This is a genomic window from Nocardioides humilatus (assembly GCF_008373755.1).
Lineage (GTDB): Bacteria > Actinomycetota > Actinomycetes > Propionibacteriales > Nocardioidaceae > Nocardioides > Nocardioides humilatus.
The window spans coordinates 15,016-37,989 of the sequence record NZ_VUJV01000004.1 but is presented as its reverse complement, the minus strand read 5'-3'; the positions used below and the strand labels follow the sequence as shown (position 1 = coordinate 37,989).

Genomic DNA, 22,974 nt, shown 5'->3' with positions numbered 1-22,974 from the left:
CCTTGCTCCCAGCACTTCTCCCGCACCTGGCTGCCACGATCCCGAGCCCGTCCAACGGCGTGTGGCACCTCGGGTCGGTCCCGATCCGGGGCTACGCGCTCTGCATCATCCTGGGCATCATCGCCGCGATCTGGATCGGCGAGCGCCGGTGGGTCGCGCGCGGTGGCCGGCCGGGCGACGTCCAGGACATCGCGATCTGGGCGGTTCCCTTCGGCATCGTCGGTGCGCGTCTCTACCACGTGGCCACCGACTGGCAGCGCTACTTCGGTGACGGGCAGAACCCGGTCACCGCGCTCTACGTCTGGCGCGGCGGCCTCGGCATCTGGGGCGGCGTGGCCCTCGGTGCGGTCGGTGCCTACGTCGGGTGCCGGGCCAAGGGCATCAAGTTCTTGCCGATGGCCGACACCTTGGCTCCCGGTGTGCTCATCGCCCAGGCGCTCGGGCGGTGGGGCAACTGGTTCAACCAGGAGCTCTACGGACGCCCGACCGACCTGCCATGGGGCCTGGAGATCGACCGCGACCACTGGCCGACGGAGTGCGACTACCCGAAGGGCTCGGGCACCTGCACGTTCGAGGTGGGCACGACCTTCCACCCGACGTTCCTCTACGAGTGCCTCTGGAACATCGGTGCCTTCGCGCTCGTGATCTACCTCGAGCGGCGCTTCAAGCTCGGTTTCGGCCGCGTCATGGCCGTCTACGTGATGGCCTACACGCTCGGCCGCGGGTGGATCGAGTACCTCAGGATCGACGACGTCCAGCTCGAGAACGTCCTGGGCCTGCGCTTCAACGTCTGGACCTCGATCATCTTGTTCACCGCAGCGGCGATCTACTTCGTCGTGTCGTCCAAGCGCCACCCCGGGCGCGAGGAGTCGGTCTTCCGCGACGGCGCGGTCGCAGTGCCTGCGGACGGGGCTGTGGCGGACGCCACCGACGAGCCTGACGCCGATGGGACCAGCGACGTGACCAGCGAGACTGCTGAGGTTCCTGAGGCGTCCGGAGACCTGTCCACCGAGGATTGACGAGTGACGGCAATCTGTCACGCGGTGGTAACCTGAGGCTTCCGCCGCGTGGGCCAGTGACGTCCCTTGCGCCCCACCTTCTGTGGACCCTGACTCAGACATTGCCTGGGGCAGGACACCCGCAGACGTAGCCGACGGGAGAACTCTGGTGCCCTACTCGCACGCGTTCCCGCCGCCCCAGGGTCTCTACGACCCGCGCAACGAGCACGACGCCTGCGGCGTCGCCTTCGTCGCGACGATGACGGGGGAGGCCAGCCACGACATCGTGGTGAAGGCCCTCACTGCCCTGCGCAACCTGGACCACCGCGGCGCTGCCGGCGCCGAGGTCAACTCGGGTGACGGCGCGGGCATCTTGATGCAGGTCCCCGACACGTTCTTGCGCGCGGTCGCCCTCGAGGCCGGCTTCGAGCTCCCCAGCAAGTCCTGCTACGCGGTCGGCACCGCGTTCCTCCCCGGTGACGACGACCAGGTCGCCAAGACCCGTCAGCGCATCGAGGAGCTCGCGGCCGAAGAGGGTCTCGACGTCGTCGGCTGGCGTGACGTGCCCGTCAACCCCGACATCCTCGGCACCATGGCGGAGAGCGTCATGCCGACGTTCACACAGGTCTTCGTCAAGGGCGCCGGCCAGCAGCTGACCGGCATGGCCCTGGAGCGCCGCGCCTTCTGCCTGCGCAAGCGCGCTGAGCGGGAGACCGACGTCTACTTCCCGTCGCTGTCATCGCGCACCCTGATCTACAAGGGCATGCTGACGACCGACCAGCTCGACAAGTTCTTCCCCGACCTGGTCGACGAGCGGATCGCCTCGGCGCTCGCTGTCGTCCACTCGCGGTTCTCGACCAACACGTTCCCGAGCTGGCCGCTGTCCCACCCGTTCCGCTTCATCGCGCACAACGGTGAGATCAACACGGTCATGGGCAACCGCAACTGGATGCGGGCCCGTGAGGCCCTGCTGGCCAGCGACGTGCTCACCGGCGACCTCGAGCGCCTCTACCCGATCTGCACCCCCGGTGCGTCGGACTCGGCGTCGTTTGACGAGGTCCTCGAGCTGCTCCACATGGGTGGTCGCAGCCTGCCCCACTCGGTGCTGATGATGATCCCCGAGGCGTGGGAGAACCACACCGAGATGGATGAGAAGCGGCGCGACTTCTACCGCTTCCACTCCGCCCTCATGGAGCCGTGGGACGGCCCGGCGTGCGTCGTCTTCACCGACGGCTCGCAGATCGGTGCCGTCCTCGACCGCAACGGCCTGCGCCCCTCGCGTTTCTGGGTCACCGACGACGGTCTGGTCGTCCTCGCCTCCGAGGTCGGTGTCCTCGACATCGACCCGGCCACGGTCGTCCGCAAGGGCCGCCTCCAGCCCGGCAAGATGTTCCTCGTCGACACCGACGAGCACCGGATCATCGAGGACGAGGAGATCAAGACCGAGCTCGCGGCCGAGCACCCCTACGGGGAGTGGCTGCACGCCGGCGGGATCCACCTCGACGACATCCCCGACCGCGAGCACATCGTGCACACGCACGCCTCGGTCACCCGTCGCCAGCAGGTCTTCGGCTACACCGAGGAGGAGCTGCGCATCCTCCTGACCCCGATGGCCAACACCGGTGGCGAGGCGCTCGGCTCGATGGGCACCGACACGCCCATCGCGGCGCTGAGCGACAAGCCGCGGCTGCTGTTCGACTACTTCAGCCAGCTCTTCGCCCAGGTCACCAACCCGCCGCTCGACGCCATCCGCGAAGAGCTCGTGACCTCGCTCAACGGCACCATCGGCCCGGAGTCCAACCTGCTCGAGCCGACGCCTGCGTCGTGCCGTCAGGTCGTGCTGCCCTTCCCGGTCATCTCCAACGACGACCTGGCCAAGATCCGCCACATCAACCGTGACGGCGACATGCCGGGCTTCATCACCCACGTGTCGCGCGGCCTCTACCCCGTCGAGGGCGGGGGAGCGGCGATGGCCCAGCGGCTCGACGAGATCTGCCAGGAGGTCAGCGACGCGATCGCGGGCGGTGCCCGGATCATTGTGCTGTCCGACCGGCACTCGACCGCCGACCTGGCGCCGATCCCGTCGCTCCTGCTGACCGGTGCGATCCACCACCACCTGGTCCGTGAGAAGACCCGCACCCAGGTCGGTCTGCTGGTCGAGGCCGGCGACGTCCGCGAGGTCCACCACGTCGCGCTGCTCGTCGGCTACGGCGCGGCGGCGGTCAACCCCTACCTCGCCATGGAGTCGGTGGAGGACCTCGCTCGCGAGGGCTACTACGTCAAGGTCGAGGCCGAGAAGGCCGTCGCCAACCTCATCAAGGCGCTCGGCAAGGGCGTCTTGAAGGTCATGAGCAAGATCGGTGTCTCGACCGTCGCCTCCTACACGGGTGCGCAGATCTTCGAGGCCGTCGGCCTCTCGCAGGTCGTGGTCGACAAGTACTTCACCGGCACCACCTCCAAGCTCGGCGGCATCGAGCTCGACACCATCGCCGAGGAGGTCGCGCGCCGTCACGCCACGGCCTACCCGCGCGGTGGCATCGCGCCCGCGCACCGCGAGCTCGAGATCGGTGGCGAATACCAGTGGCGCCGCGAGGGCGAGCCGCACCTCTTCAACCCGGAGACGGTGTTCCGCCTGCAGCACGCCACCCGCACGGGTCGCTACGACATCTTCAAGCAGTACACGAAGGCCGTCGACGACCAGTCCGAGAAGCTGATGACCCTGCGCGGGCTCTTCAAGTTCAAGGACGCTGCCGACTTCGGCCGCGCGCCGATCTCGATCGACGAGGTCGAGCCGGTCTCGGAGATCGTCAAGCGGTTCTCGACCGGTGCGATGTCCTACGGCTCCATCTCCAAGGAGGCGCACGAGACCCTCGCGATCGCCATGAACCGGCTGGGCGCCAAGTCCAACACCGGTGAGGGCGGCGAGGACCCCGACCGTCTCTACGACCCCGAGCGCCGCAGCTCGATCAAGCAGGTCGCCTCGGGTCGTTTCGGTGTCACCTCGGAATACCTGACCAACTCCGACGACATCCAGATCAAGATGGCGCAGGGCGCCAAGCCCGGCGAGGGCGGGCAGCTGCCCGGCAACAAGGTCTACCCGTGGGTGGCCAAGACTCGGCACAGCACGCCCGGCGTGGGCCTCATCAGCCCGCCGCCGCACCACGACATCTACTCGATCGAGGACCTGGCTCAGCTGATCCACGACCTCAAGAACGCCAACCCGTCGGCCCGCGTCCACGTGAAGCTGGTCTCCGAGGTCGGCGTCGGCACGGTCGCGGCGGGTGTCTCCAAGGCGCACGCCGACGTGGTGCTGATCTCGGGTCACGACGGTGGCACGGGTGCGTCCCCGCTGACGTCGCTCAAGCACGCCGGTGGTCCCTGGGAGCTCGGCCTGGCCGAGACCCAGCAGACGCTGCTGCTCAACGGCCTGCGTGACCGGATCGTCGTGCAGACCGACGGGCAGCTCAAGACCGGTCGTGACGTCGTCATCGCCGCGCTGCTCGGCGCGGAGGAGTACGGCTTCGCCACGGCTCCGCTCGTCGTCTCGGGCTGCATCCTGATGCGCGTGTGTCACCTCGACACCTGCCCGGTCGGCGTCGCGACCCAGAACCCGGTGCTGCGCGAGCGCTACTCCGGCAAGGCCGAATACGTCGTCAACTTCTTCGAGTTCATCGCCGAGGAGGTCCGCGAGCTCCTCGCCTCGCTCGGCTTCCGGTCGCTCGAGGAGGCCGTCGGCCAGGTGCAGGCACTCGACACCGTCGGTGCCCAACAGCACTGGAAGGCCTCGGGTCTCGACCTCGCGCCGATCCTGCACCGCGTGGAGGTCGCCGACACGCACTTCCCCGACCAGGACGTGCGCAACACCGGCGGCCAGGACCACGGGCTGGAGAAGTCGCTCGACGTCACCGAGCTGGTCCCCGCGGCTGCCGCGGCGATCGAGTCCGGTGAGCCGGTCCGCGGCCAGTTCGCCATCCGCAACGTCCACCGCACGGTCGGCACGATCCTCGGTCACGAGGTCACCAAGAAGTACGGCGGCGCCGGCCTGCCCGACGGCACGATCGACCTGACCCTCGTGGGCTCGGCCGGTCAGTCGTTCGGCGCGTTCGTGCCCAAGGGCATCACGCTGCGCCTCGAGGGCGACGCCAACGACTACGTCGGCAAGGGCCTCTCCGGCGGCCGGATCGTGATCCGTCCCGACCGCTCGGCCCCGTTCAAGGCCAACGAGCACATCATCGCCGGCAACACGATCGCCTACGGCGCGACCTCGGGTGAGATCTTCATCCGCGGTGGTGTCGGCGAGCGCTGCTGCGTCCGCAACTCGGGCGCGACCGTCGTCAACGAGGGTGTCGGCGACCACGGCTGCGAATACATGACCGGTGGGCGCGTCGTCGTACTCGGCAAGACCGGGCGCAACTTCGCCGCCGGCATGTCGGGCGGCATCGCCTGGGTCCTCGACCTCAAGGACATCCGCGTCAACCCCGAGCTCGTCGAGCTCGGCCCGGTGGCGGCTGGCCGTGAGGAAGAGCTGCGCAGCATCGTGCAGCGTCACTTCGAGGAGACCGGCTCCGAGGTCGCCGAGGAGCTGCTGGCCGACTGGTCGGCGGGCCTGGCCCGGTTCACCGAGGTCATGCCGCGCGACTACCGCTTGGTGCTCGAGGCTCGGGCGAAGGCAGAGGCCGAGGGCCTCGACGAGGACGCGATCGCGAACCGCATCATGGAGGTGCTTCATGGCTGACCCGAAGGGCTTCATGAAGTCCACCCGTGAGGTCGCGGAGCGTCGTCCCGTCGACGAGCGGGTCCAGGACTGGCAGGAGGTCTACCCCGGAGGGGCGGGCCGCGCCCTGCTGCCGATCATCGTCGAGCAGGCCGGACGCTGCATGGACTGCGGCATCCCGTTCTGCCACCAGGGCTGCCCGCTGGGCAACATCATCCCGGAGTGGAACGACCTGGTCTGGCGCGACGACTGGCAGGCGGCGATCGAGCGGCTCCACGCGACCAACAACTTCCCGGAGTTCACCGGTCGCCTGTGCCCGGCGCCCTGCGAGACCGCCTGCGTGCTGGGCATCAACCAGCCCGCGGTGACGATCAAGAACGTCGAGGTCTCGATCATCGACAAAGCGTGGGACTCGGGCTTCGTGTCCCCGCAGCCGCCGGAGTGGCTCTCGGGCAAGACCGTCGCGGTCGTCGGCTCGGGCCCTGCGGGTCTGGCCGCTGCCCAGCAGCTGACCCGCGCCGGCCACACCGTCGCCGTCTACGAGCGCGAGGACAAGCCCGGCGGTCTGCTCCGCTACGGCATCCCCGAGTTCAAGATGGAGAAGCAGCACGTCGACCGTCGCATCGAGCAGATGAAGCGCGAGGGCACGGTCTTCCGTTCCGGCGTCGAGGTCGGCTCGGGTGACCTGACCGGCGACGCGCTCAAGGACCGCTACGACGCCGTGGTGCTCGCCATCGGCGCCACCGTTGCGCGTGACCTGCCGGTTCCGGGCCGTGAGCTCGCGGGCATCCACCAGGCGATGGAGTTCCTCCCGCAGGCCAACCGCGTCGCGCTGGGGGAGAGCGTCGAGGGCCAGATCCGAGCGGACGGCAAGCACGTCGTCATCATCGGTGGCGGTGACACCGGCGCCGACTGCCTCGGCACGTCGACCCGTCAGGGTGCCGCCTCGATCACGCAGCTCGAGATCATGCCCGAGCCGCCGGAGGGCCGTCCCGACGGACAGCCCTGGCCGACCTACCCGATGATCTTCCGCGTCTCGTCCGCGCACGAGGAGGCTGGCGACCGGGTCTACTCGGTCTCGACCAAGCAGTTCCTCGGCGACGCCGACGGCAACGTCCGCGCGCTGCAGCTCGTCGACGTGAAGTTCGAGGGCGGCCAGCTGGTCGAGATCGAGGGCACCGAGCGCGAGATCCCGGCCGACCTGGTGCTGTTCGCCATGGGCTTCTTGGGTCCGCAGGGCCCGGGTCTCGTCGAGCAGCTCGGTGTCGACCTCGACCCGCGCAGCAACGTGGTCCGCGACAACGGCTACATGTCGTCGGTCGACGGCGTCTTCGTCGCTGGTGACGCGGGTCGGGGCCAGTCGCTGATCGTGTGGGCGATCGCTGAGGGTCGCGCGGCCGCCGCTGCGGTCGACAAGTACCTCACCGGCTCGACCACGCTTCCGGCGCCGATCCCGCCCACTGCACGTCCGCTCGTGGTCTGACGGTCTGAACGTTCCAATTGCCCGATAGGGTTCTCCCGTGCGGAGAGCCAAGATCGTGTGCACGCTGGGACCGGCGACCAGTTCGGAGCGTCGGATCCGCGAGCTCGTCTATGCGGGCATGGACGTCGCCCGGATGAACATGAGCCACGGCGCTCATGCTGACCATGCCGAGGTCTACCGCCTGGTGCGGGAGGCGTCGGACGCGAGCGGGCACGGGGTGGCGATCCTCGCCGACCTCCAGGGGCCCAAGATCCGGCTCGAGCGGTTCACCGACGGCCCGGTGACCCTCAAGCGGAGCCAGCGGTGGACGATCACCACGCGCGACGTCATGGGCGACGACAAGATCTGCGGGACGACGTACAAGGGGCTGCCCGGCGACGTCGCCCCCGGTGACCCGCTGCTGATCGACGACGGCAAGGTCCGGCTCCGCGTGGTGTCGGTGACCGACACCGACGTCGAGACCGAGGTGCTCGTCGGCGGCCCGGTCAGCAACAACAAGGGCATCAACCTGCCGGGCGTGGCGGTCTCCGTGCCGGCGCTGTCCACCAAGGACACCGACGACCTGCGCTTCGCGTTGCGGCTGGGCGTCGACTACATCGCGTTGAGCTTCGTGCGCAACGCGAGCGACGCCGAAGACGTCCGCAAGATCATGCGCGAAGAGGGAGTGATGCTCCCGATCATCGCGAAGATCGAGAAGCCCCAGGCGATCGAGAACCTCGACGAGGTCGTCGAGGCGTTCGACGGTTTCATGGTGGCTCGTGGCGACCTCGGCGTCGAGTGCCCGCTGGAGGAGGTGCCGTTCCTCCAGAAGAAGGTCATCGTGGCTGCGCGGCGCGCGGCCAAGCCGGTCATCGTCGCGACCCAGATGCTCGAGTCGATGGTCGCCAACCCTGCGCCCACCCGCGCCGAGGCCAGCGACGTCGCCAACGCGGTGCTCGACGGAGCCGATGCGGTGATGCTCTCCGGTGAGACCAGCGTGGGCGAGCACCCGATCCACACCGTCGAGACGATGGCGCGGATCATCACGGCAACCGAGGAGCACGCGCTCTCCGACGAGACCTTCAGCCGCTTCGGCCGCATCGAGTGGGACCCCCACACCCGCGCCGGCATCATCACCAAGGCGGCTGAGGAGGTCGCCCACCGGACCGAGGCCAAGTACGTCGTCGCCTTCACCCAGTCCGGTGACTCCGCCCGCCGCCTCGCCCGGCTGCGCAGCCCGATCCCGGTGCTCGCTTTCACGCCCGAGGCCCGCAGCCGCTCCCAGCTGTCGATGACCTGGGGGGTCGAGGCCTTCCAGACCAAGACCGTCGAGCACACCGACGAGATGGTGCGTCAGGTCGACGAAGAACTGTTGCGCATCGGCCGGGTGCGCGAAGGTGACCTCGTCGTCATCGTCGCCGGCAGCCCGCCGGGGATCCCCGGGTCGACCAACGCGCTGCGGATCCACCGGATGGGCGACGCGATCAATGAGGTCGCGCCCGCCTATCGACGGCGCTGAGGGTCACTCGACCGGTCGGTTGCCGCGCTTGCTGAAGATCGATTCGGGCCGGACCTGCGGTACGCCGTCGACGGTGATGTCAACGAGCTCGTTGTAGAACGCGATCCGATCGGCGATCAGGCCGACGGCCGGCACCGGGTCGGCGTAGGACCACGCCACGTTGTCGGCGTCGCGCACCCCGGGCACGCTCCAGTAGTCCTCCGCGTGGCCCTTGTAGGGACAGTCGCTGCGGTTGCCGCTCGGGGACAGCAGATCGAGCCGGACGTCCTCGCGGGCGAAGTAGTAGCGCGTCGGGAGGTGGGTCTCGAAGAGCAGCACGGGGGAGCGGCTCTCGGCGACGACGGTCCCACCGATCGCGACCTGGACGTGGCGCGAGCTCGGCATCGCGTCGACCCGCTTGTAGGGGTCGCGCGGGTGGGCGAACACCTCCTCGTCCTCCTCAAGCCACCGGTCGAAGGCGCCCGGCTGCCAGGTGAGCACGAGCCGGTCGTCGATCGCCGGGTCGTCGCGGACCCACGCGGCAGCTTCGATCGTGCGGTCGCCGACCATGACGTCGTACACAGTGCTGGTGGGTCCCTTCGGTCCGAAGAACGAGCGCTCGACCCGCTCCTTCGCCGATGGCCGGAGGAGGTCGGTGCGTACGTCGTCTCGCGGGAAGGCGTAGCCCGGCACCGGGAACGCCGGCTCCCAGAAGAGCAGCGCGTCGCGGCTGTCGACGACCGCCGTGTCGCCCACGAAGCCCCTGACCCACCTGTCGGACCGTTCGGTGCGCATGGTCACTCCGGCAGCCTAGGCAGCGGCCCGCGCATGCGTCACGACTTCAGGCCGATGAGTTCGTCGAGCGCGGCGACGGCCTCGCGCCTGGAGACGCTGATGACGCGGACATCGGACTGTCGCCACGCGATGTCGACGAGGTCGAGCGCCCAGCAGCACAGTTCCCTGATGTCGTCGGACGCGTTACAGAACTGCCACCGCGGATAGAGATAGAGCTTCGTCTCGCCGGCGACGAGGCGGCGGGTTGAGTTGATGGTGCGGCAACCGTCGGAGTGGAAGAGCCCCCGCAGGAACGGCCCAGGGTGGGCCTCGACGATCCGACGCTGCCAGTCTTCCAGCGCGATCGGGCGCTCGTGCTTGCGGCCCGGGCCGTGCTGAGGGAAGAGGCATGGCCAGTGTTTCCACGACGTCGTCGTGATGACGCAACCGGGCGCCATCCGAGTGTGGGGGCGGCCGCCGGGTTTGACGGTCGCCATCAGAGTTTGGAGGTGATCGTTGTTGGCGGCGTACTTGGCATCATTGAATACGTGCAGGTTGAACACCCCGCGTCGCCCGGCGCTGATGTGCCCGTCGCCGAGGTACCAACCCAGGAGTTCGGCGTACGCCGACTCGTCCAGGTGTCCGTCGTCGCAGATGGGGCAGGCAACAGAGGTGTGCTGCTGTCCGCGGGAAAGGCCGCGCCTTTGGTAGAGCCGGCGCCAACGACGGATCGTCTTGATGGCGACGCCGTGGAGGGCGGCGTTGTCGGCATCGCGCATGCCTGCGTCGGAGGAACGCAGCGCGGACTCGACCGTCTCAGCAGGTCGCACGTGTGGCATGACTCGAATGTTGCGAGACAGGCCCGACGGAACGGGCTCACTATTGGTGCCGGGTGTGGGATTCGAACCCACACGCCCTCTCGGACAATGGTGTTTGAGACCATCGCGTCTGCCATTCCGCCAACCCGGCTCAGCCGGAAACCCTAGCCGAGGGCACCCCTGCGGGTGACATCCGGTCGTAACGTTGCGACAGATACCCTTTGCCCGTGACCGAGACGCCCGCTCCCCGCACCGTCGTCATCGCTGAGGACGAGACCCTGATCCGGATGGATCTCGCCGAGATGCTGGCGGAGGAGGGTTACGACGTCGTCGGGCAGGCGGGTGACGGCGCGAAGGCGATCGAGCTGGCTGAGGAGCTGCGGCCCGACCTGGTCATCCTCGACGTGAAGATGCCGGTGCTCGACGGGATCGCGGCGGCGGAGGCGATCGCGGGCAAGCGGATCGCTCCGGTCGTGATGCTGACGGCGTTCTCGCAGCGCGACCTGGTCGAGCGGGCACGCGACGCGGGGGCCATGTCCTACCTGGTGAAGCCGTTCACGCAGTCCGACCTGGTGCCGGCGATCGAGATGGCGGTGAGCCGGTTCGCCGAGATCGCCCTGCTCGAGGCGGAGGTCACCGACCTCAAGGAGGCCCTCGACACCCGCAAGGCGGTCGACCGGGCGAAGGGAATCTTGCAGGAGCAGCTCTCCCTCACCGAGCCCGAGGCGTTCCGCTGGATCCAGAAGACGGCGATGGACCTGCGCATGTCGATGCGCCAGGTCGCCGAGGGCGTCGTGACCCACGGGGTGCCGGGCGGAGCCTCCTGACGCTGCCCAGATCCAGGAGCGGACGATTTCGCGCCGTGACCCCCAGCGTCACGATTGTGTGTCAACGGCCCTGGGGCAATGACCGCAGATCCTTCTGGTGCATATAGTGCTGCCTGCTCCGCGAGGTGTCGGCACCTCGCGACCAGATCTAGGGGGAGCCGCGAGTGGGACTGCGCTGGTTGGCGCTGCTGATTGCCGGATTCATCCTGGCGATCCCGACGGCAGCATTCGCTGACGACGATCCGACGCCGTCGGAGAGTCCGAGTGAGTCGAGCAGCGCGACCGTGGATTCCACGGCCACGCCGACCGACGTGACGACCGAGGAGCCGGTGAAGCCGTCCGGGCCCGGCATCGCCGTGACGCTCGTGAACTCCTCGGACAAGAGCAAGGAGTTCCCGAAGGGACGTCCCCTGGAGGGCGTCACCCTGACGGTCATCGACAGCTCGGGAGCCGAGGTCGGCAGTGCCGTCACCGATGCGACGGGACTGGCGTTCATCCCCGTCGAGGCGCTCGACACCTACACCGTCGAGCTCGACGAGGACACGCTCCCCGACGGCATCAACCTCAACGGCAGCAACCAGTCCGACCCGGTCAAGATGCGGCTGATGGCGCCGACCTACGTCGACTTCCCGATCGGTGCGACCAAGGGCGAGAAAGCGTCGTTCGGCGACAAGCTCGCCCAGAGCCTCGCCTCGGGCATCAAGTTCGGCCTGATCGTCGCTCTGGCGGCCCTCGGCCTGTCGCTGATCTTCGGTACGACGGGCCTCACCAACTTCGCTCACGGCGAGCTGATCACGCTCGGTGGCGTCCTGACCTACACGTTCAACCGCAGCGTGGGTCTCCCGGTGATCCTCGCGGGACTGGTGGCGGTGCTGCTTTCCGCGGGATTCGGGTGGGCCCAGGACAAGGGTCTGTGGGCGCCCTTGCGACGGCGCGGCACCGGTCTGATCGCGATGATGATCGTGTCCATCGGTTTCGGGCTCTTCCTGCGCAGCATCTTCCAGTACATCTACTCCAGCTCCACCAAGACGCTGTCGCAGTACACGACTCAGGGCGCTCACGACTTCGGCATCATCAAGCTGGCCGACAAGGAGATCGCGATCATCCTGATCGCGACGGTGGCCATCGCCGGTGTGTGCGTCGCGATGATGAAGACCCGCATGGGCAAGGCGATGCGCGCGGTCTCCGACAACCCTGCCCTGGCGGCGTCGTCGGGCATGAGGGTCGACAGCGTGATCAGTACGGCGTGGGTGCTGGGCACGGCAATGAGCGGGCTCGCCGGGGTCCTGCTCGCCGTCAACAGCCAGGTCAACTTCCTGATGGGCTTCAAACTGCTGCTGCTCGTCTTCGCTGCGGTCACGCTCGGTGGTCTCGGCACCATCTGGGGCGCGCTCATCGGCTCGATGATCATCGGGATCATCGTGGAGGTCGGGCCGCTCTTCGGGGTGCCGTCGTCGATCAAGGAGGTCGGCGCGCTCGTCGTCCTCGTGCTCATCTTGCTGGTGAGACCGCAAGGCATCCTCGGCCGCCGCGAGCGGATCGGGTGAGGGAGGAGATCTCATGGACCTCATGGACGTGCTCCGTGCCGCACTGACCCAGGCTCTCGGCCCCAACGCGATCGTGTTCGCGCTCGCAGCCATCGGCCTCAACATCCACTTCGGCTACACCGGGCTGCTCAACTTCGGTCAGGCAGGCTTCATGTCCGTCGCGGCCTACGGGCTGGCGGTCACGACGGTGATGGCCGATCTACCGTTCTGGCTCGGCATCGTCATGTCGTTCCTGGCGCCGATCCTGTTGGCGATCGTGCTCGGCGTGCCGACCCTGCGACTACGTGCCGACTACCTCGCGATCGTCACGATCGCGACAGCCGAGATCCTCCGGCTGATCTTCGGGTCGGTCGAGTTCAAGGAGCAGTTCGGTGGCTCCAACGGGATCACCGGCTACGCCAAGACCTATAAGGACATGAACCCCTACAGCGGTGAGCTGGACCTGGGCATCCTTCGGTTCAGCAAGGACGACCTGTGGTCGGTCACGGTGGGCTGGACACTGGTCGCACTGGGCTGCCTGCTGGTCTGGCTCCTGATGCGCAGCCCGTGGGGTCGCGTGCTCCGCTCGATCCGTGAGGACGAGGACGCAGTGCGCTCGCTCGGTAAGAACGTCTTCGCCTACAAGATGCAGGCGCTGGTCCTGGGCGGCATGTTCGGTGGACTCGCGGGTCTCTTCCTGGCCCTCAAGCAGGCCTCGGTCGTGCCGAGCGACTACTCGACCAACATCACCTTCTTCGCCTACACCGCGCTGCTCATCGGCGGCGCGGCCCGGGTGCTCGGGCCGGTCGTCGGCTCGATCATCTTCTGGTTCCTGATCGCGGGCCTCGGCTCGATCTTCAACCAGCTGACCGACGGCGCCGACCCGATCCTGCCGACGTGGCTGATGACCGACACGCAGGCCAGCCTGGTCCGGTTCATCGTGACCGGTCTCGGCCTGATGCTGCTGATGATCTACCGACCACAAGGCATCTTCGGTGACCGCAGGGAGATCGCGATCGATGGACGGTGAGCAGATGACTGACGCAACCCTCCCGAAGCTGGGCGCGCTCGTCGACGTACCCAACGAGCCGGGCGCCAAGAAGCCCGACCCGATCGTCGTCGGCGACGACATCAGTCGCCAGTTCGGCGGTCTGCGGGCCGTCGACGTCGGGCACATCGAGATTCAGCGCGGAGTCATCACCGCGCTGATCGGGCCCAACGGTGCAGGCAAGACGACGCTCTTCAATCTGCTGACGGGCTTCGACCAGCCCGACTCGGGCAGCTGGACCTTCAACGGCCAGCCGATCCACAAGGTGCCGGCCTTCAAGGTGGCGCGCCGCGGGATGGTCCGGACGTTCCAGCTGACCAAGGTGCTCTCGAAGCTCTCGGTCATGGAGAACATGCGGCTCGGCGCCACGGGGCAGATGGGCGAGCGCTGGTGGATGGCGCCCTTCCGCTTCCTCTGGGAGGGGCAGGAGCGCGAGATCACCGAGCGCGCCGACGAGCTGCTCGTGCGCTTCAAGCTCGACGCCAAGAAAGAGGACTTCGCGGGCTCCTTGTCAGGCGGCCAGCGCAAGCTCCTCGAGATGGCGCGGGCGCTCATGGTCGACCCCGAGCTGATCATGCTCGACGAGCCGATGGCCGGTGTTAACCCGGCGCTGAAGCAGTCGCTGCTCGGTCACGTGAAGTCGCTGCGTGACGAGGGCCGCACGGTGCTCTTCGTGGAGCACGACATGGACATGGTCCGCGACATCTCCGACTGGGTGATCGTCATGGCCCAGGGCCGCATCGTCGCCGAGGGCACGCCGGCCGCCGTGATGGCCGACCAACGCGTGATCGACGCCTACCTGGGTGCCCACCACGACACCGACCTGAGCGACCTCGACGAGGCCGCGATCGCCGAACAGGTGATGACAGAGATCCAGGAGGGCGAATGAGCGACACCGACTCGATCCGCGCGGCACACCAGACCGCGGCCGAAGGGGCAGTGCTGCGGGCGGACAACGTGATCGCTGGCTACCTCCCCGGCGTCAACATCCTCAACGGCGCCGACCTCTACTGCTTGCGCGGCGAGCTCGTCGGCATCATCGGACCCAACGGTGCTGGCAAGTCGACGCTGCTCAAGGCGATGTTCGGACTGGTCAAGGTCCACGAGGGCTCGGTGACGCTCGACGGCGTCGACGTCACCAACCAGCGCGCCGACCAGCTCGTGAGCCAGGGCATCGGCTTCGTGCCGCAGTCCAACAACGTCTTCCCGAGCCTCACCATCGAGGAGAACCTCGAGATGGGCTGCTACCAGGACCCCAAGCGCTTCACCGAGCGGTTCGACTTCGTGACCGACCTCTTCCCGACCTTGGGGGAGCGGCGCAAGCAGCGGGCGGGCTCGTTGTCCGGTGGTGAGCGCCAGATGGTCGCGATGGGCCGCGCGCTGATGATGAATCCTTCGGTGCTGCTCCTCGACGAGCCGTCGGCCGGTCTGTCACCCGTCATGCAGGATGAGGTGTTCGTCCAGACGCGGAAGATCAACAAGGCCGGCGTCTCGGTCGTCATGGTCGAGCAGAACGCCCGGCGTTGCCTGCAGATCTGCGACCGCGGCTACGTGCTCGACCAGGGCCGTAGCGCCTACACGGGCAGCGGCCGCGACCTGGCTGGCGACCCGAAGGTCATCGAGCTCTACCTGGGCACCCTCGGCGCGACCGGCTGACGGCAGACTCCAGCACGCGGAAGCCCGAGCAAGCGAAACGCCCCGGAACCTTGCGGTTCCGGGGCGTTCGCCTTGTTCAGCTGGACTCAGATCTGACCGGCGATGTAGTCGACCGGGGTGATGTTGTTGTCCTTGTCGTACTCGTAGATACCGATCGACGCGGCGGTCGGGCTACCGGTGTCGCCGAGCTCGATCGGGCCGGAGACACCGTCGTAGTCGATGTCCTCGCCGTCGGCCAGCAGCGCCGAGCAGTCGGCGAACGACGTGCACTTGGTGCCGCCGCCCGTGACGTCGACGATGTGCTGGGCGATCGCGTCACCCGAGTCGTCGCCGGCCTCGACCGCAGCCAGAGCGGAGACGATCACAGCGTCGTAGGACTCAGCCGAGTAGGCGTAGTCCTTCAGGTCCGGGTCGACCTCGAGCAGGCGAGCCTTGAAGTCGTCGGCCGTCTCAGCACCGGGGATGGTGCCCTTGGTGCCCTCGAGGGTGCCCGGGGGGAGCGGAGCCGAGGCGTCCTGGGCGTAGCTCGCGGTGTTGCCGTCCACGAAGTACGTCGGGATGTCCTGCGGGCCCACGCCAGCCTGGATCAGCTGCGGGATGATCGAGGTGGTCTCCTCGAACGCGATCAGGACGACCGCGTCAGCACCAGCGCCGGCGACCTCGGCGACCTGCGAGTCGAACGACTGCGCCTTCTCGCCGTAGTAGACGGTCACGGCAACCTCGGAGCCCTGGGCCTCGAGGTTGGCCTTCACCTGCTCGGCGAGGGTCTCGCCGTAAGCGTCCTGGCGAGCCATGATCGCGACGTTCTTGCGACCGTCCTGAACCAGCAGGTTGGCCAGCACGGCGCCCTGCAGGATGTCGGACGGAGCGGTGCGGAAGTAGTTGTCCGGGTCGGCGTAGTCGCCCTCGTCGAACGCGGTCGACGTGTTGGCGGGGGAGAACATCACCGAGCCCGAGGACATGATCTTGTCGATCACGGTCAGCGAGACACCGGACGAAGCGGCGCCGATGATGACGTCGGATCCGGCGTCGAGGAGCTGGTCGGTCTCGGCCGGAGCGATACCGGAGTCGGTGTCGCCCGAGTCGCCCTTGACATTGGTGACGTCCTCGCCGAGCACGCCGCCGGCCTCGTTGATGTCCTTGACAGCGAGGTCAACGCCGGCGAACTCCGGCGGGCCGAGGAAGGCCAGGCTTCCGGTGGCCGGCAGCAGGGAGCCGAAGACCAGCTTGCCGTCGCCCGTCGGCGCGGGAGCGCTGCTGGACGTGTCGGAACCGGCCTTGTCGTCGTCCTTCTTCTTGTCGCCGTCGTCGCTGCCACAAGCAGAGAGCACGAGCGCGCTTGCGGTCGCAACAGCGGCCAGACGCATCGTGTTGGTCATGCGCTTCAATTTGTCCTCCGAATCTTTCGGTTGCCCGGCCCGCGGGCATTGGGGGCACGATAGACCCGAACCGGCCCCCGTGGGGGCGGTCGCGACCGACGTAAAGCGGATGTGCCCGAACCGTAATCTTTCGTCCATGGCCCCTGTCGCGCCTCCTCGGGGCACGCGTAGGGTGACCGGACGACCACGAGGGGGTAAGCGATGAGCAGGACCAGCCTGATACCGCGCATCGCTCGCCGCGAGGACGCTCCGGTTCTCGTCGACCTCTGGTCCGACGTACTCCGACGTGTCGACCGGTCCGAGCAGGTCGCCGATCTCGAGCTGGTGATCAAGGGTGCGGCGGCCTCGCCGGAGCAGCGGTTCATCGTGGTCGAGCACGACGGTCAGGTCGCAGGGAGCGTTTTCCTCCGCCTGACGACGGTCTCCCCGATCAACCTCGAACCGTGCGTCCAGTCGATCCAGCCGCGCGTCTTCGACGAGTTCCGTCGCCGTGGCGTCGGCCGGATGCTGACCGAGGTGGCGGTCGCGTTCGCCGAGGAGAACGGCGTCCTGCTGATGACGACCGCCGTCCCGGCGACGTCCCGGGAGGCCAACCGGTTCATGGCGCGTCTCGCGCTGGCGCCGGTCGCCACCGTGCGCATGGCGCCGACGTCGGCCGTGCGCAGCCGGATCACGCCGGCCGTTGTGGCGGGCGCCCCGCGCACCGCTCCGCGCGCCCTGGTGGCACGACGCCGCAACCAGCGTCGCGTCCGAGGCGCGACGCACGTGCCGCTGCCGTAGGGCTCGAGAAACGCCTTAGCGGGGCTCGACCAGCGCGCAGGTGATGCGCGAGGTGCAGACCCGGCGTCCGCTCTCGTCGGTGATCACGACCTCGTAGGCCGCGCTGGTGCGGCCCAGGTGGATCGCGGTGGCCGTGCCGGTCACGATGCCGCTCGTTGCGGAGCGGTGGTGGGTGGCGTTGATGTCGACGCCGACCGAGACCTTGCCGTACTGGCCGGCGTGGAGTCCCGATCCGACCGAGCCGAGGGTCTCGGCGAGGGCGACGGAGGCGCCGCCGTGCAGGAGACGGAACGGCTGGGTGTTGCCCTCCACCGGCATGGTGCCGACGACGCGCTCGGGGGAGATCTCGATGAGCTCGATGCCCAGCTTGTCGTTGAGCCGACCCATTCCGTCGGGCAGCACGGTGAGGAACTCGTCGATGGAGATGTCCCGGTCTGTCATGGGGTCATTCTGCTGTCGGCGCCGGTGGATAGAGTCGGCGGGTGCCTGAGACTCGCCCTCGCCTGCTGTTGCTCGACGGTCACTCCTTGGCCTACCGCGCGTTCTTCGCGCTCCCGGTCGACAACTTCTCGACCGCGACCGGACAGAACACCAACGCGGTCTACGGGTTCACCTCGATGCTGGTCAACGTGCTGCGCGACGAGCAGCCCACCCACGTCGCGGTGGCGTTCGACGTCTCGCGCCAGACCTTCCGCCTGGCCGAATACTCCGAGTACAAGGCCAAGCGCAACAAGACGCCCACGGAGTTCAGCAGCCAGCTGCCGCTGATCGAGCGGGTGCTCACCGCGTTCTCGATCCCGTTCCTCAAGGCCGAGGGCTACGAGGCCGACGACATCATCGCGACGCTGGTGACCCAGGCGCTCGCCGACCAGACCGCCGACATGGAGGTCTTGATCCTCACCGGCGACCGCGACTCGCTGCAGCTGGTCACCGAGCGATCGACCGTGCTCTACCCGATGCGCGGCGTGTCCGACCTGGCGCGGATGACCCCGACCGCGGTCGAGGAGAAGTACGGCGTACCGCCCCACCGCTACCCCGAGCTGGCAGCGATCGTCGGGGAGACCTCCGACAACCTGCCCGGTGTGCCGGGCGTCGGCCCGGGCTTCGCGGCGAAGTGGATCTCCACCTACGACGGTCTCGACAACGTGATCGCCCACGCCGACGAGATCACCGGCAAGAAGGGCGAGGCGCTGCGCGAGCACCTCGGCGACGTGATCCGCAACCGCCGGCTCAACGCGCTGGTGACCGATCTCGATCTCGCGATGCGCCCCTCCGAGATGGCGCTACAGCCCTGGAACCGCGAGGCGGCCCTCGAGCTGTTCGACGAGCTGGAGTTCCGCGGCGAGCTGAAGACCCGCACGATCGAGACCCTCGCTGGCGAGGAGCCGATGGAGGAGGGTGGCTTCGAGCTCGAGGGCCGCATCCTCGGCGGCGGTGAGATCACCGCTTTCCTCGAGGGACTCGGCGACCAGGTCGCGGGACTGCACGTGCGCGGGAGCTGGGCCGCCGGCAGCGGCGCGGTCGACGGGGTCGGCCTCGCTACGGCCGACGGTCAGGCCGGCTACGTCGATCTCGCCGGCCTCACGCCCGACGACGAGTCGGCGCTGGCCGCGTGGCTGGCCGACACCACGCGCCCGAAGATCCTCCACGACGCCAAGGGCCCCGAGCTCGCCCTCGCTGCCCACGGCTGGCGACTCGCGGGCGTGGTGAGCGACACCGCGCTGACGGCGTACCTCGCTCAGCCCGACCAGCGCTCCTACGACCTGGCCGACCTCACGCTGCGCTACCTGCGCCGCGAGCTCAAGGGCGAGGGTGACACCGACCAGGGCGCGCTCTTTGACGACGGCGCCGACGTCGCGTCCACGGCGATGCTCTACGCCCGCGCGGTCGTCGACCTCTCGACGGCGCTCGAAGGCGAGCTCGATCGTGCCGGCGGCTCCCAGCTGCTGACCGAGGTCGAGCTGCCGCTCGTGCACCTGCTGGCATCGATGGAGGAGACCGGCATCGCGGTCGACCTCGACCACCTCACCTCGCTCGAGCAGCACTTCGGCGACGAGGTGCGCAACGCCGCTGAAGAAGCCTTCGCGGTGATCGGCAAGGAGATCAACCTCGGCTCGCCCAAGCAGCTGCAGGTCGTGCTCTTCGACGAGCTCGGCATGCCGAAGACCAAGCGCACCAAGACCGGCTACACGACCGACGCCGATGCCCTGCAGGGCCTCTACGTGAAGACCGAGCACCCGTTCCTGCTCCACCTGCTGCGCCACCGCGACGTCAGCCGGTTGCGGCAGACGATCGAAGGTCTGCTCAAGACCGTCCAGCCCGACGGTCGGATCCACACGACGTTCAACCAGATGATCGCGGCGACCGGCCGGTTGTCGAGCACCGAGCCCAACCTGCAGAACATCCCGGTGCGCACCGAGGAGGGCCGCCGGATCCGTGAGGCCTTCGTCGTCGGGAAGAGTGTCGACGGTATCGGCTTCGAGTGTCTGATGACGGCCGACTACAGCCAGATCGAGATGCGGATCATGGCGCACCTGTCGGAGGACAAGCTCCTCATCGAGGCGTTCAAGTCAGGTCAGGACTTCCACTCGATCACCGCGTCCCGCGTGTTCGACGTCGCGCCTGACGACGTGACGACCGAGATGCGGGCCAAGATCAAGGCGATGAACTACGGCCTGGCCTACGGTCTGTCCGCCTTCGGCCTGTCCCAACAGCTCGGCATCGAGCCCGGCGAGGCGCGTGGCCTCATGGATGAATACTTCGAGACGTTCGGTGGCATCCGCGACTACCTCGGCGGCGTGGTCGAGGAGGCCCGTCGCACCGGCTTCACCGAGACGATCATGGGCCGGCGTCGCTACTTGCCCGATCTCACCAGCGACAACCGGATGCGTCGGGAGATGGCCGAGCGGATGGCGCTCAACGCCCCCATCCAGGGCTCCGCGGCCGACCTGATCAAGGTCGCGATGCTGCACACCCAACGCGCGATCGAGGAGCAGGGTCTCCGGTCACGGATGCTGCTCCAGGTCCACGACGAGCTCGTGTTCGAGGTGGCGCAAGGGGAGCGCGAGGCGCTCGAGGCAGTCGTTCGCGAGCGGATGGGAGGCGCTGCTGACCTGGCTGTGCCGCTCGACGTCTCGGTCGGCACCGGTGCGAGCTGGCACGAGGCCGCGCACTAGGCCCGTTCCACCGACAACACCTCGTGGTGCGGGACCGGGCTGTCCCGCTGTGCCCGGCAGGTCAGGCGGGCGGCGCTCGCCGGATCAACGACGGTCCGCACGCGCACGACGTAGGTCGCACCACCCGCCGTCATCGTGGCCTCGGTGACGGATCCGTCGGTCGTCGATCGCTGGACGCTGACGTCGCGGATGCGAGTGGCACCCAGTTGCAGCCGGAGGTGGTGCTCGGCGACCTGGGTGGCCATGGAGCCGGACGAGCGGCCGCGGAGGTGGTCGAGGTCGAGCTCCCCGGCGAGGTGGTCGCTGGCCATCGCGAGGGCAGCTCGAGGATCCAGGCGCCCGTAGTAGAGCCCCTCGGGCAGCACCAGGACGTTGCCCGCGAAGCGATCGCCGCCGATGTGGGAGACCTCCCAGGTCTCGTCCGGGTAGGACTGGCTCAGCGCTGACGCGATCGGCCGGCCGAGCTCGGCGCAGCAGGCGTCGTGACGTCCGTTGGTGCAGACGCAGAACAAGGGCCCGTCGTGCGGCGACAGGCCGGACGAGCCGCCGGAGCGGAAGGTGGTCAGGTCGAGGTCCAGCACTTCGCGCAGGTCGCCGACCGTCCCGTGCTCGAGGCGAGGGCGGTGGGGGTCGGCGTCGCCGACGAAGACGTTGAGCCGCGGTGGGTCGCGGCGGGCGCCGCTGCACCGGACCAGCACGACCTTGGCGCGGTAGGCCTTCGCCTGCTGTTTGAGGGCGGCGCCGAGACCGTCCGGCAGACGCGCGTCGAGCAGCGCGTCCTGGCCCCAGGACCCAGAGTGCTCGAGCAGCAGCCAGGTCCGCACGTGCGTGGCGGTACCGACGAGTGGCTCGTCGCGCTCCGCGCTAGCGGGTGCGCAAGAGAATCGTGGGACCGATGGGGACGTCACGGCACCGTCTCGAGCAGACCCTCGCGGACGAGGCGCCTGCAGAGCACCTGGCGGCTCGGGGGATCGAGATGGTCGGCGAGGTCGCCGACCTTGAAGTCAGGTCGTGCTCGGATCTCCTCGAGCGCCGGACGTATCCAGCGGGGGACCGTCATCGCCCGATCACCGAGCAGCAACTCGAGGTGCTCGCCATCGTCGCTCAGGACGCAGGGATGTCCAGGACGACGGCGCAGCCGCGTGCTGTCATCGAGCTCGCCGCGTAGGGCGAGCCCGTCGACGAGGCCGCCGGCGAGCCGCGGGGGGAGCGAGGTGAGGAACCGGCGGATGTCGGCTGTGACGGCGGCGCCGGCGTCGAGTTGGCGGATCTCCTCGGCGAGGGACGCCAAGCGCTCGGCCAGCGCTGACGTCAGCAGGCTCGGGTCGTCGAGGTAGCCGGCGGGTAGGTGGCTGTCCGGGACGCGCGCCAGCGCAGGGGCGATGCTGCGCTCGAGAAGACCGCGCCACGTGAGCTGGTTGATCCCGATCGTGACGTGGAGCGACACGGTCTCCTGGGCGCGGGCGGCATGCGGCGTTCCCGTGGGGAAGTAGAGGGAGAGTCCCGGCTCGAGCAGCAGGTCCTCGGGACCGTCCTGACCGTGGACCTCCCACTGCTTCACGCCGGCCGTCTGGAACACGAAGACGTCGTGGGAGTCGGAGTGCAGGGCGAATCCCTGAGAGCCCGGAGGCGTCAGGTAGGCGTTGGCCTGGCAAGGATGGCCCAGCTCGAGCTCGAGCTCGGCCACCAGGTTCATGAGCGGTGGCCAGTAGCGGTGCAGGCCTTGGAAGACGACGGTCGCACCACCCTCGAATAGCGCCAGGGCCTTGCGGGCGTCGACCAGGCCGGTCAGCGGCTTGCCGGCCATGGTGGCGCGGCGTGTATAGGCAGACTCGGACAGCACCGCGCCGTCCTGAGCCAGCCGGATCGAGGGCGTCCGGAGGGCGGTCGAGGTCAGCAGGTGGTCCGCGTCGCGCAGCGACAACAGCGCGGCGAACTCGTCGGGCTCACCGCGGTGGAGATGGACCCGCGACGCCCAGACCTTCGACAGGAAGGTCTGGGCGTCACCGGTCAGCAGTCCTAGTGCGGACACTCAGGGCGTGATGCCGTCGTCGGGGGCGTCCGACCCGTCCCCGTCGAGGATGTCGGTCTCGTCGCTGTCAGTGCCGTCGCTGTCGGTGCCGTCGCTGTCGCTCGCGTCGCCATCGGTCGTGTCCGCGGCGTCACCGTCGGTGCCGTCTGCGTCGGCTGGCTGGGGGCTCGACCCCGTCACGGCCTCGGTGGTCATGTCGTCGTCGCTGAGGGTCTCGTCAGGCGTGTCGGTCATCTCTGCTCCTCGGTGTTCTTGGTGGGCCTCGAACGGCTCGCTGACAGGACGC

General features: G+C 68.4%; 18 protein-coding genes and 1 tRNA gene. 11 read left to right on the top strand and 8 right to left on the bottom strand.

Translation table 11 applies throughout. From position 1 onward, the window contains the following. Window positions 1–2: 2 nt before the first annotated feature. From lgt to pyk, 4 genes are all read left to right on the top strand, one after another. On the top strand, window positions 3–1,019 hold the full coding sequence (lgt, locus tag F0U44_RS14625) for a prolipoprotein diacylglyceryl transferase (protein WP_223163704.1): 1,017 nt from the start codon (window positions 3–5) through the stop codon (window positions 1,017–1,019). A 148-nt stretch (window positions 1,020–1,167) separates the two neighbouring features. Further along, entirely contained in the window at window positions 1,168–5,733 is a 4,566-nt protein-coding gene (gene gltB / locus F0U44_RS14620) for a glutamate synthase large subunit (protein ID WP_149729097.1), read from the top strand. Next, window positions 5,726–7,195, top strand: a complete 1,470-nt coding sequence (locus F0U44_RS14615) for a glutamate synthase subunit beta (RefSeq protein ID WP_149729096.1) — start codon at window positions 5,726–5,728, stop codon at window positions 7,193–7,195. Before gltB ends, F0U44_RS14615 begins: the two co-directional genes overlap by 8 nt. Window positions 7,196–7,232: 37 nt before the next feature. Continuing rightward, window positions 7,233–8,693 (top strand): pyruvate kinase, encoded by a 1,461-nt coding sequence (gene pyk, locus F0U44_RS14610; protein ID WP_149729095.1) that lies wholly within the window; start codon window positions 7,233–7,235, stop codon window positions 8,691–8,693. A gap of 3 nt (window positions 8,694–8,696) precedes the next feature. Here pyk and F0U44_RS14605 read toward each other — a convergent pair whose 3' ends face one another. The 3 genes from F0U44_RS14605 to F0U44_RS14595 all read right to left on the bottom strand — a co-directional run bounded on the left by F0U44_RS14605 (window position 8,697) and on the right by F0U44_RS14595 (window position 10,415). Beyond that, a complete protein-coding gene (locus F0U44_RS14605; RefSeq protein ID WP_149729222.1) occupies window positions 8,697–9,467 on the bottom strand; it encodes a DUF427 domain-containing protein in 771 nt (256 codons plus the stop codon). 38 nt (window positions 9,468–9,505) lie between these two features. Continuing rightward, window positions 9,506–10,285: a transcriptional regulator gene (locus F0U44_RS14600; RefSeq protein WP_149729094.1), complete on the bottom strand. Its 780-nt coding sequence runs from the start codon at window positions 10,283–10,285 to the stop codon at window positions 9,506–9,508. Between the two features lie 44 nt (window positions 10,286–10,329). Then, window positions 10,330–10,415: transfer RNA gene (locus F0U44_RS14595), tRNA-Leu, on the bottom strand. A gap of 76 nt (window positions 10,416–10,491) precedes the next feature. Here F0U44_RS14595 and F0U44_RS14590 point away from each other — a divergent pair. The 5 genes from F0U44_RS14590 to F0U44_RS14570 all read left to right on the top strand — a co-directional run bounded on the left by F0U44_RS14590 (window position 10,492) and on the right by F0U44_RS14570 (window position 15,321). Continuing rightward, the gene (locus F0U44_RS14590) at window positions 10,492–11,091 is read left to right on the top strand and encodes an ANTAR domain-containing response regulator (protein ID WP_149729093.1); all 600 of its coding nucleotides are present in this window, start codon (window positions 10,492–10,494) and stop codon (window positions 11,089–11,091) included. 164 nt (window positions 11,092–11,255) lie between these two features. Beyond that, window positions 11,256–12,638 carry an ABC transporter permease subunit gene (locus F0U44_RS14585; RefSeq protein ID WP_149729092.1) on the top strand — a complete coding sequence of 461 codons (1,383 nt, stop codon included), beginning with the start codon at window positions 11,256–11,258 and terminating at the stop codon, window positions 12,636–12,638. Window positions 12,639–12,651: 13 nt separating this feature from the next. Continuing rightward, window positions 12,652–13,647: a branched-chain amino acid ABC transporter permease gene (locus F0U44_RS14580; RefSeq protein WP_149729091.1), complete on the top strand. Its 996-nt coding sequence runs from the start codon at window positions 12,652–12,654 to the stop codon at window positions 13,645–13,647. 4 nt (window positions 13,648–13,651) lie between these two features. Continuing rightward, window positions 13,652–14,554: an ABC transporter ATP-binding protein gene (locus F0U44_RS14575; RefSeq protein WP_223163702.1), complete on the top strand. Its 903-nt coding sequence runs from the start codon at window positions 13,652–13,654 to the stop codon at window positions 14,552–14,554. Further along, the gene (locus F0U44_RS14570; RefSeq protein WP_149729090.1) at window positions 14,551–15,321 is read left to right on the top strand and encodes an ABC transporter ATP-binding protein; all 771 of its coding nucleotides are present in this window, start codon (window positions 14,551–14,553) and stop codon (window positions 15,319–15,321) included. The genes F0U44_RS14575 and F0U44_RS14570 overlap by 4 nt, the downstream gene beginning before the upstream one ends. 86 nt (window positions 15,322–15,407) lie before the next feature. Here the strand turns inward: F0U44_RS14570 and F0U44_RS14565 are convergent, their stop codons facing one another. Beyond that, complete coding sequence (locus tag F0U44_RS14565) at window positions 15,408–16,700, bottom strand: ABC transporter substrate-binding protein (RefSeq protein WP_246160494.1); 1,293 nt, start codon at window positions 16,698–16,700, stop codon at window positions 15,408–15,410. Between the two features lie 201 nt (window positions 16,701–16,901). Between F0U44_RS14565 and F0U44_RS14560 the strand changes: the two genes are divergently transcribed. Next, window positions 16,902–17,480, top strand: a complete 579-nt coding sequence (locus tag F0U44_RS14560) for a GNAT family N-acetyltransferase (RefSeq protein ID WP_149729088.1) — start codon at window positions 16,902–16,904, stop codon at window positions 17,478–17,480. A 15-nt stretch (window positions 17,481–17,495) separates the two neighbouring features. Here F0U44_RS14560 and F0U44_RS14555 read toward each other — a convergent pair whose 3' ends face one another. Beyond that, window positions 17,496–17,921, bottom strand: coding sequence for a PaaI family thioesterase (locus tag F0U44_RS14555; protein WP_149729087.1), 426 nt, complete (start codon window positions 17,919–17,921; stop codon window positions 17,496–17,498). Between the two features lie 41 nt (window positions 17,922–17,962). Between F0U44_RS14555 and polA the strand changes: the two genes are divergently transcribed. Further along, the gene (gene polA / locus F0U44_RS14550; RefSeq protein WP_149729086.1) at window positions 17,963–20,656 is read left to right on the top strand and encodes a DNA polymerase I; all 2,694 of its coding nucleotides are present in this window, start codon (window positions 17,963–17,965) and stop codon (window positions 20,654–20,656) included. Here the strand turns inward: polA and F0U44_RS14545 are convergent. From F0U44_RS14545 to F0U44_RS14535, 3 genes are read right to left on the bottom strand one after another with little or no spacing between them, the layout of a single operon-like run. After that, window positions 20,653–21,564 carry a ferredoxin family protein gene (locus tag F0U44_RS14545; protein ID WP_368732093.1) on the bottom strand — a complete coding sequence of 304 codons (912 nt, stop codon included), beginning with the start codon at window positions 21,562–21,564 and terminating at the stop codon, window positions 20,653–20,655. The two genes, polA and F0U44_RS14545, sit on opposite strands and share 4 nt — an antisense overlap. Then, window positions 21,561–22,688, bottom strand: coding sequence for a cupin domain-containing protein (locus F0U44_RS14540; RefSeq protein ID WP_149729084.1), 1,128 nt, complete (start codon window positions 22,686–22,688; stop codon window positions 21,561–21,563). Before F0U44_RS14540 ends, F0U44_RS14545 begins: the two co-directional genes overlap by 4 nt. Then, window positions 22,689–22,922 (bottom strand): hypothetical protein, encoded by a 234-nt coding sequence (locus F0U44_RS14535; RefSeq protein ID WP_149729083.1) that lies wholly within the window; start codon window positions 22,920–22,922, stop codon window positions 22,689–22,691. Window positions 22,923–22,974 lie beyond the last annotated feature (52 nt).

Excerpts from the sequence above, each read along its gene's own strand:
- F0U44_RS14615 (WP_149729096.1), top strand. The coding sequence starts at position 5,726 with ATGGCTGACCCGAAGGGCTTCATGAAGTCCACCCGTGAGGTCGCGGAG.
- F0U44_RS14605 (WP_149729222.1), bottom strand. The coding sequence starts at position 9,467 with ATGCGCACCGAACGGTCCGACAGGTGGGTCAGGGGCTTCGTGGGCGAC.
- F0U44_RS14600 (WP_149729094.1), bottom strand. The coding sequence starts at position 10,285 with ATGCCACACGTGCGACCTGCTGAGACGGTCGAGTCCGCGCTGCGTTCC.
- F0U44_RS14580 (WP_149729091.1), top strand. The coding sequence starts at position 12,652 with ATGGACCTCATGGACGTGCTCCGTGCCGCACTGACCCAGGCTCTCGGC.
- F0U44_RS14575 (WP_223163702.1), top strand. The coding sequence starts at position 13,652 with ATGACTGACGCAACCCTCCCGAAGCTGGGCGCGCTCGTCGACGTACCC.
- F0U44_RS14570 (WP_149729090.1), top strand. The coding sequence starts at position 14,551 with ATGAGCGACACCGACTCGATCCGCGCGGCACACCAGACCGCGGCCGAA.
- F0U44_RS14565 (WP_246160494.1), bottom strand. The coding sequence starts at position 16,700 with ATGACCAACACGATGCGTCTGGCCGCTGTTGCGACCGCAAGCGCGCTC.
- F0U44_RS14560 (WP_149729088.1), top strand. The coding sequence starts at position 16,902 with ATGAGCAGGACCAGCCTGATACCGCGCATCGCTCGCCGCGAGGACGCT.
- F0U44_RS14555 (WP_149729087.1), bottom strand. The coding sequence starts at position 17,921 with ATGACAGACCGGGACATCTCCATCGACGAGTTCCTCACCGTGCTGCCC.
- F0U44_RS14535 (WP_149729083.1), bottom strand. The coding sequence starts at position 22,922 with ATGACCGACACGCCTGACGAGACCCTCAGCGACGACGACATGACCACC.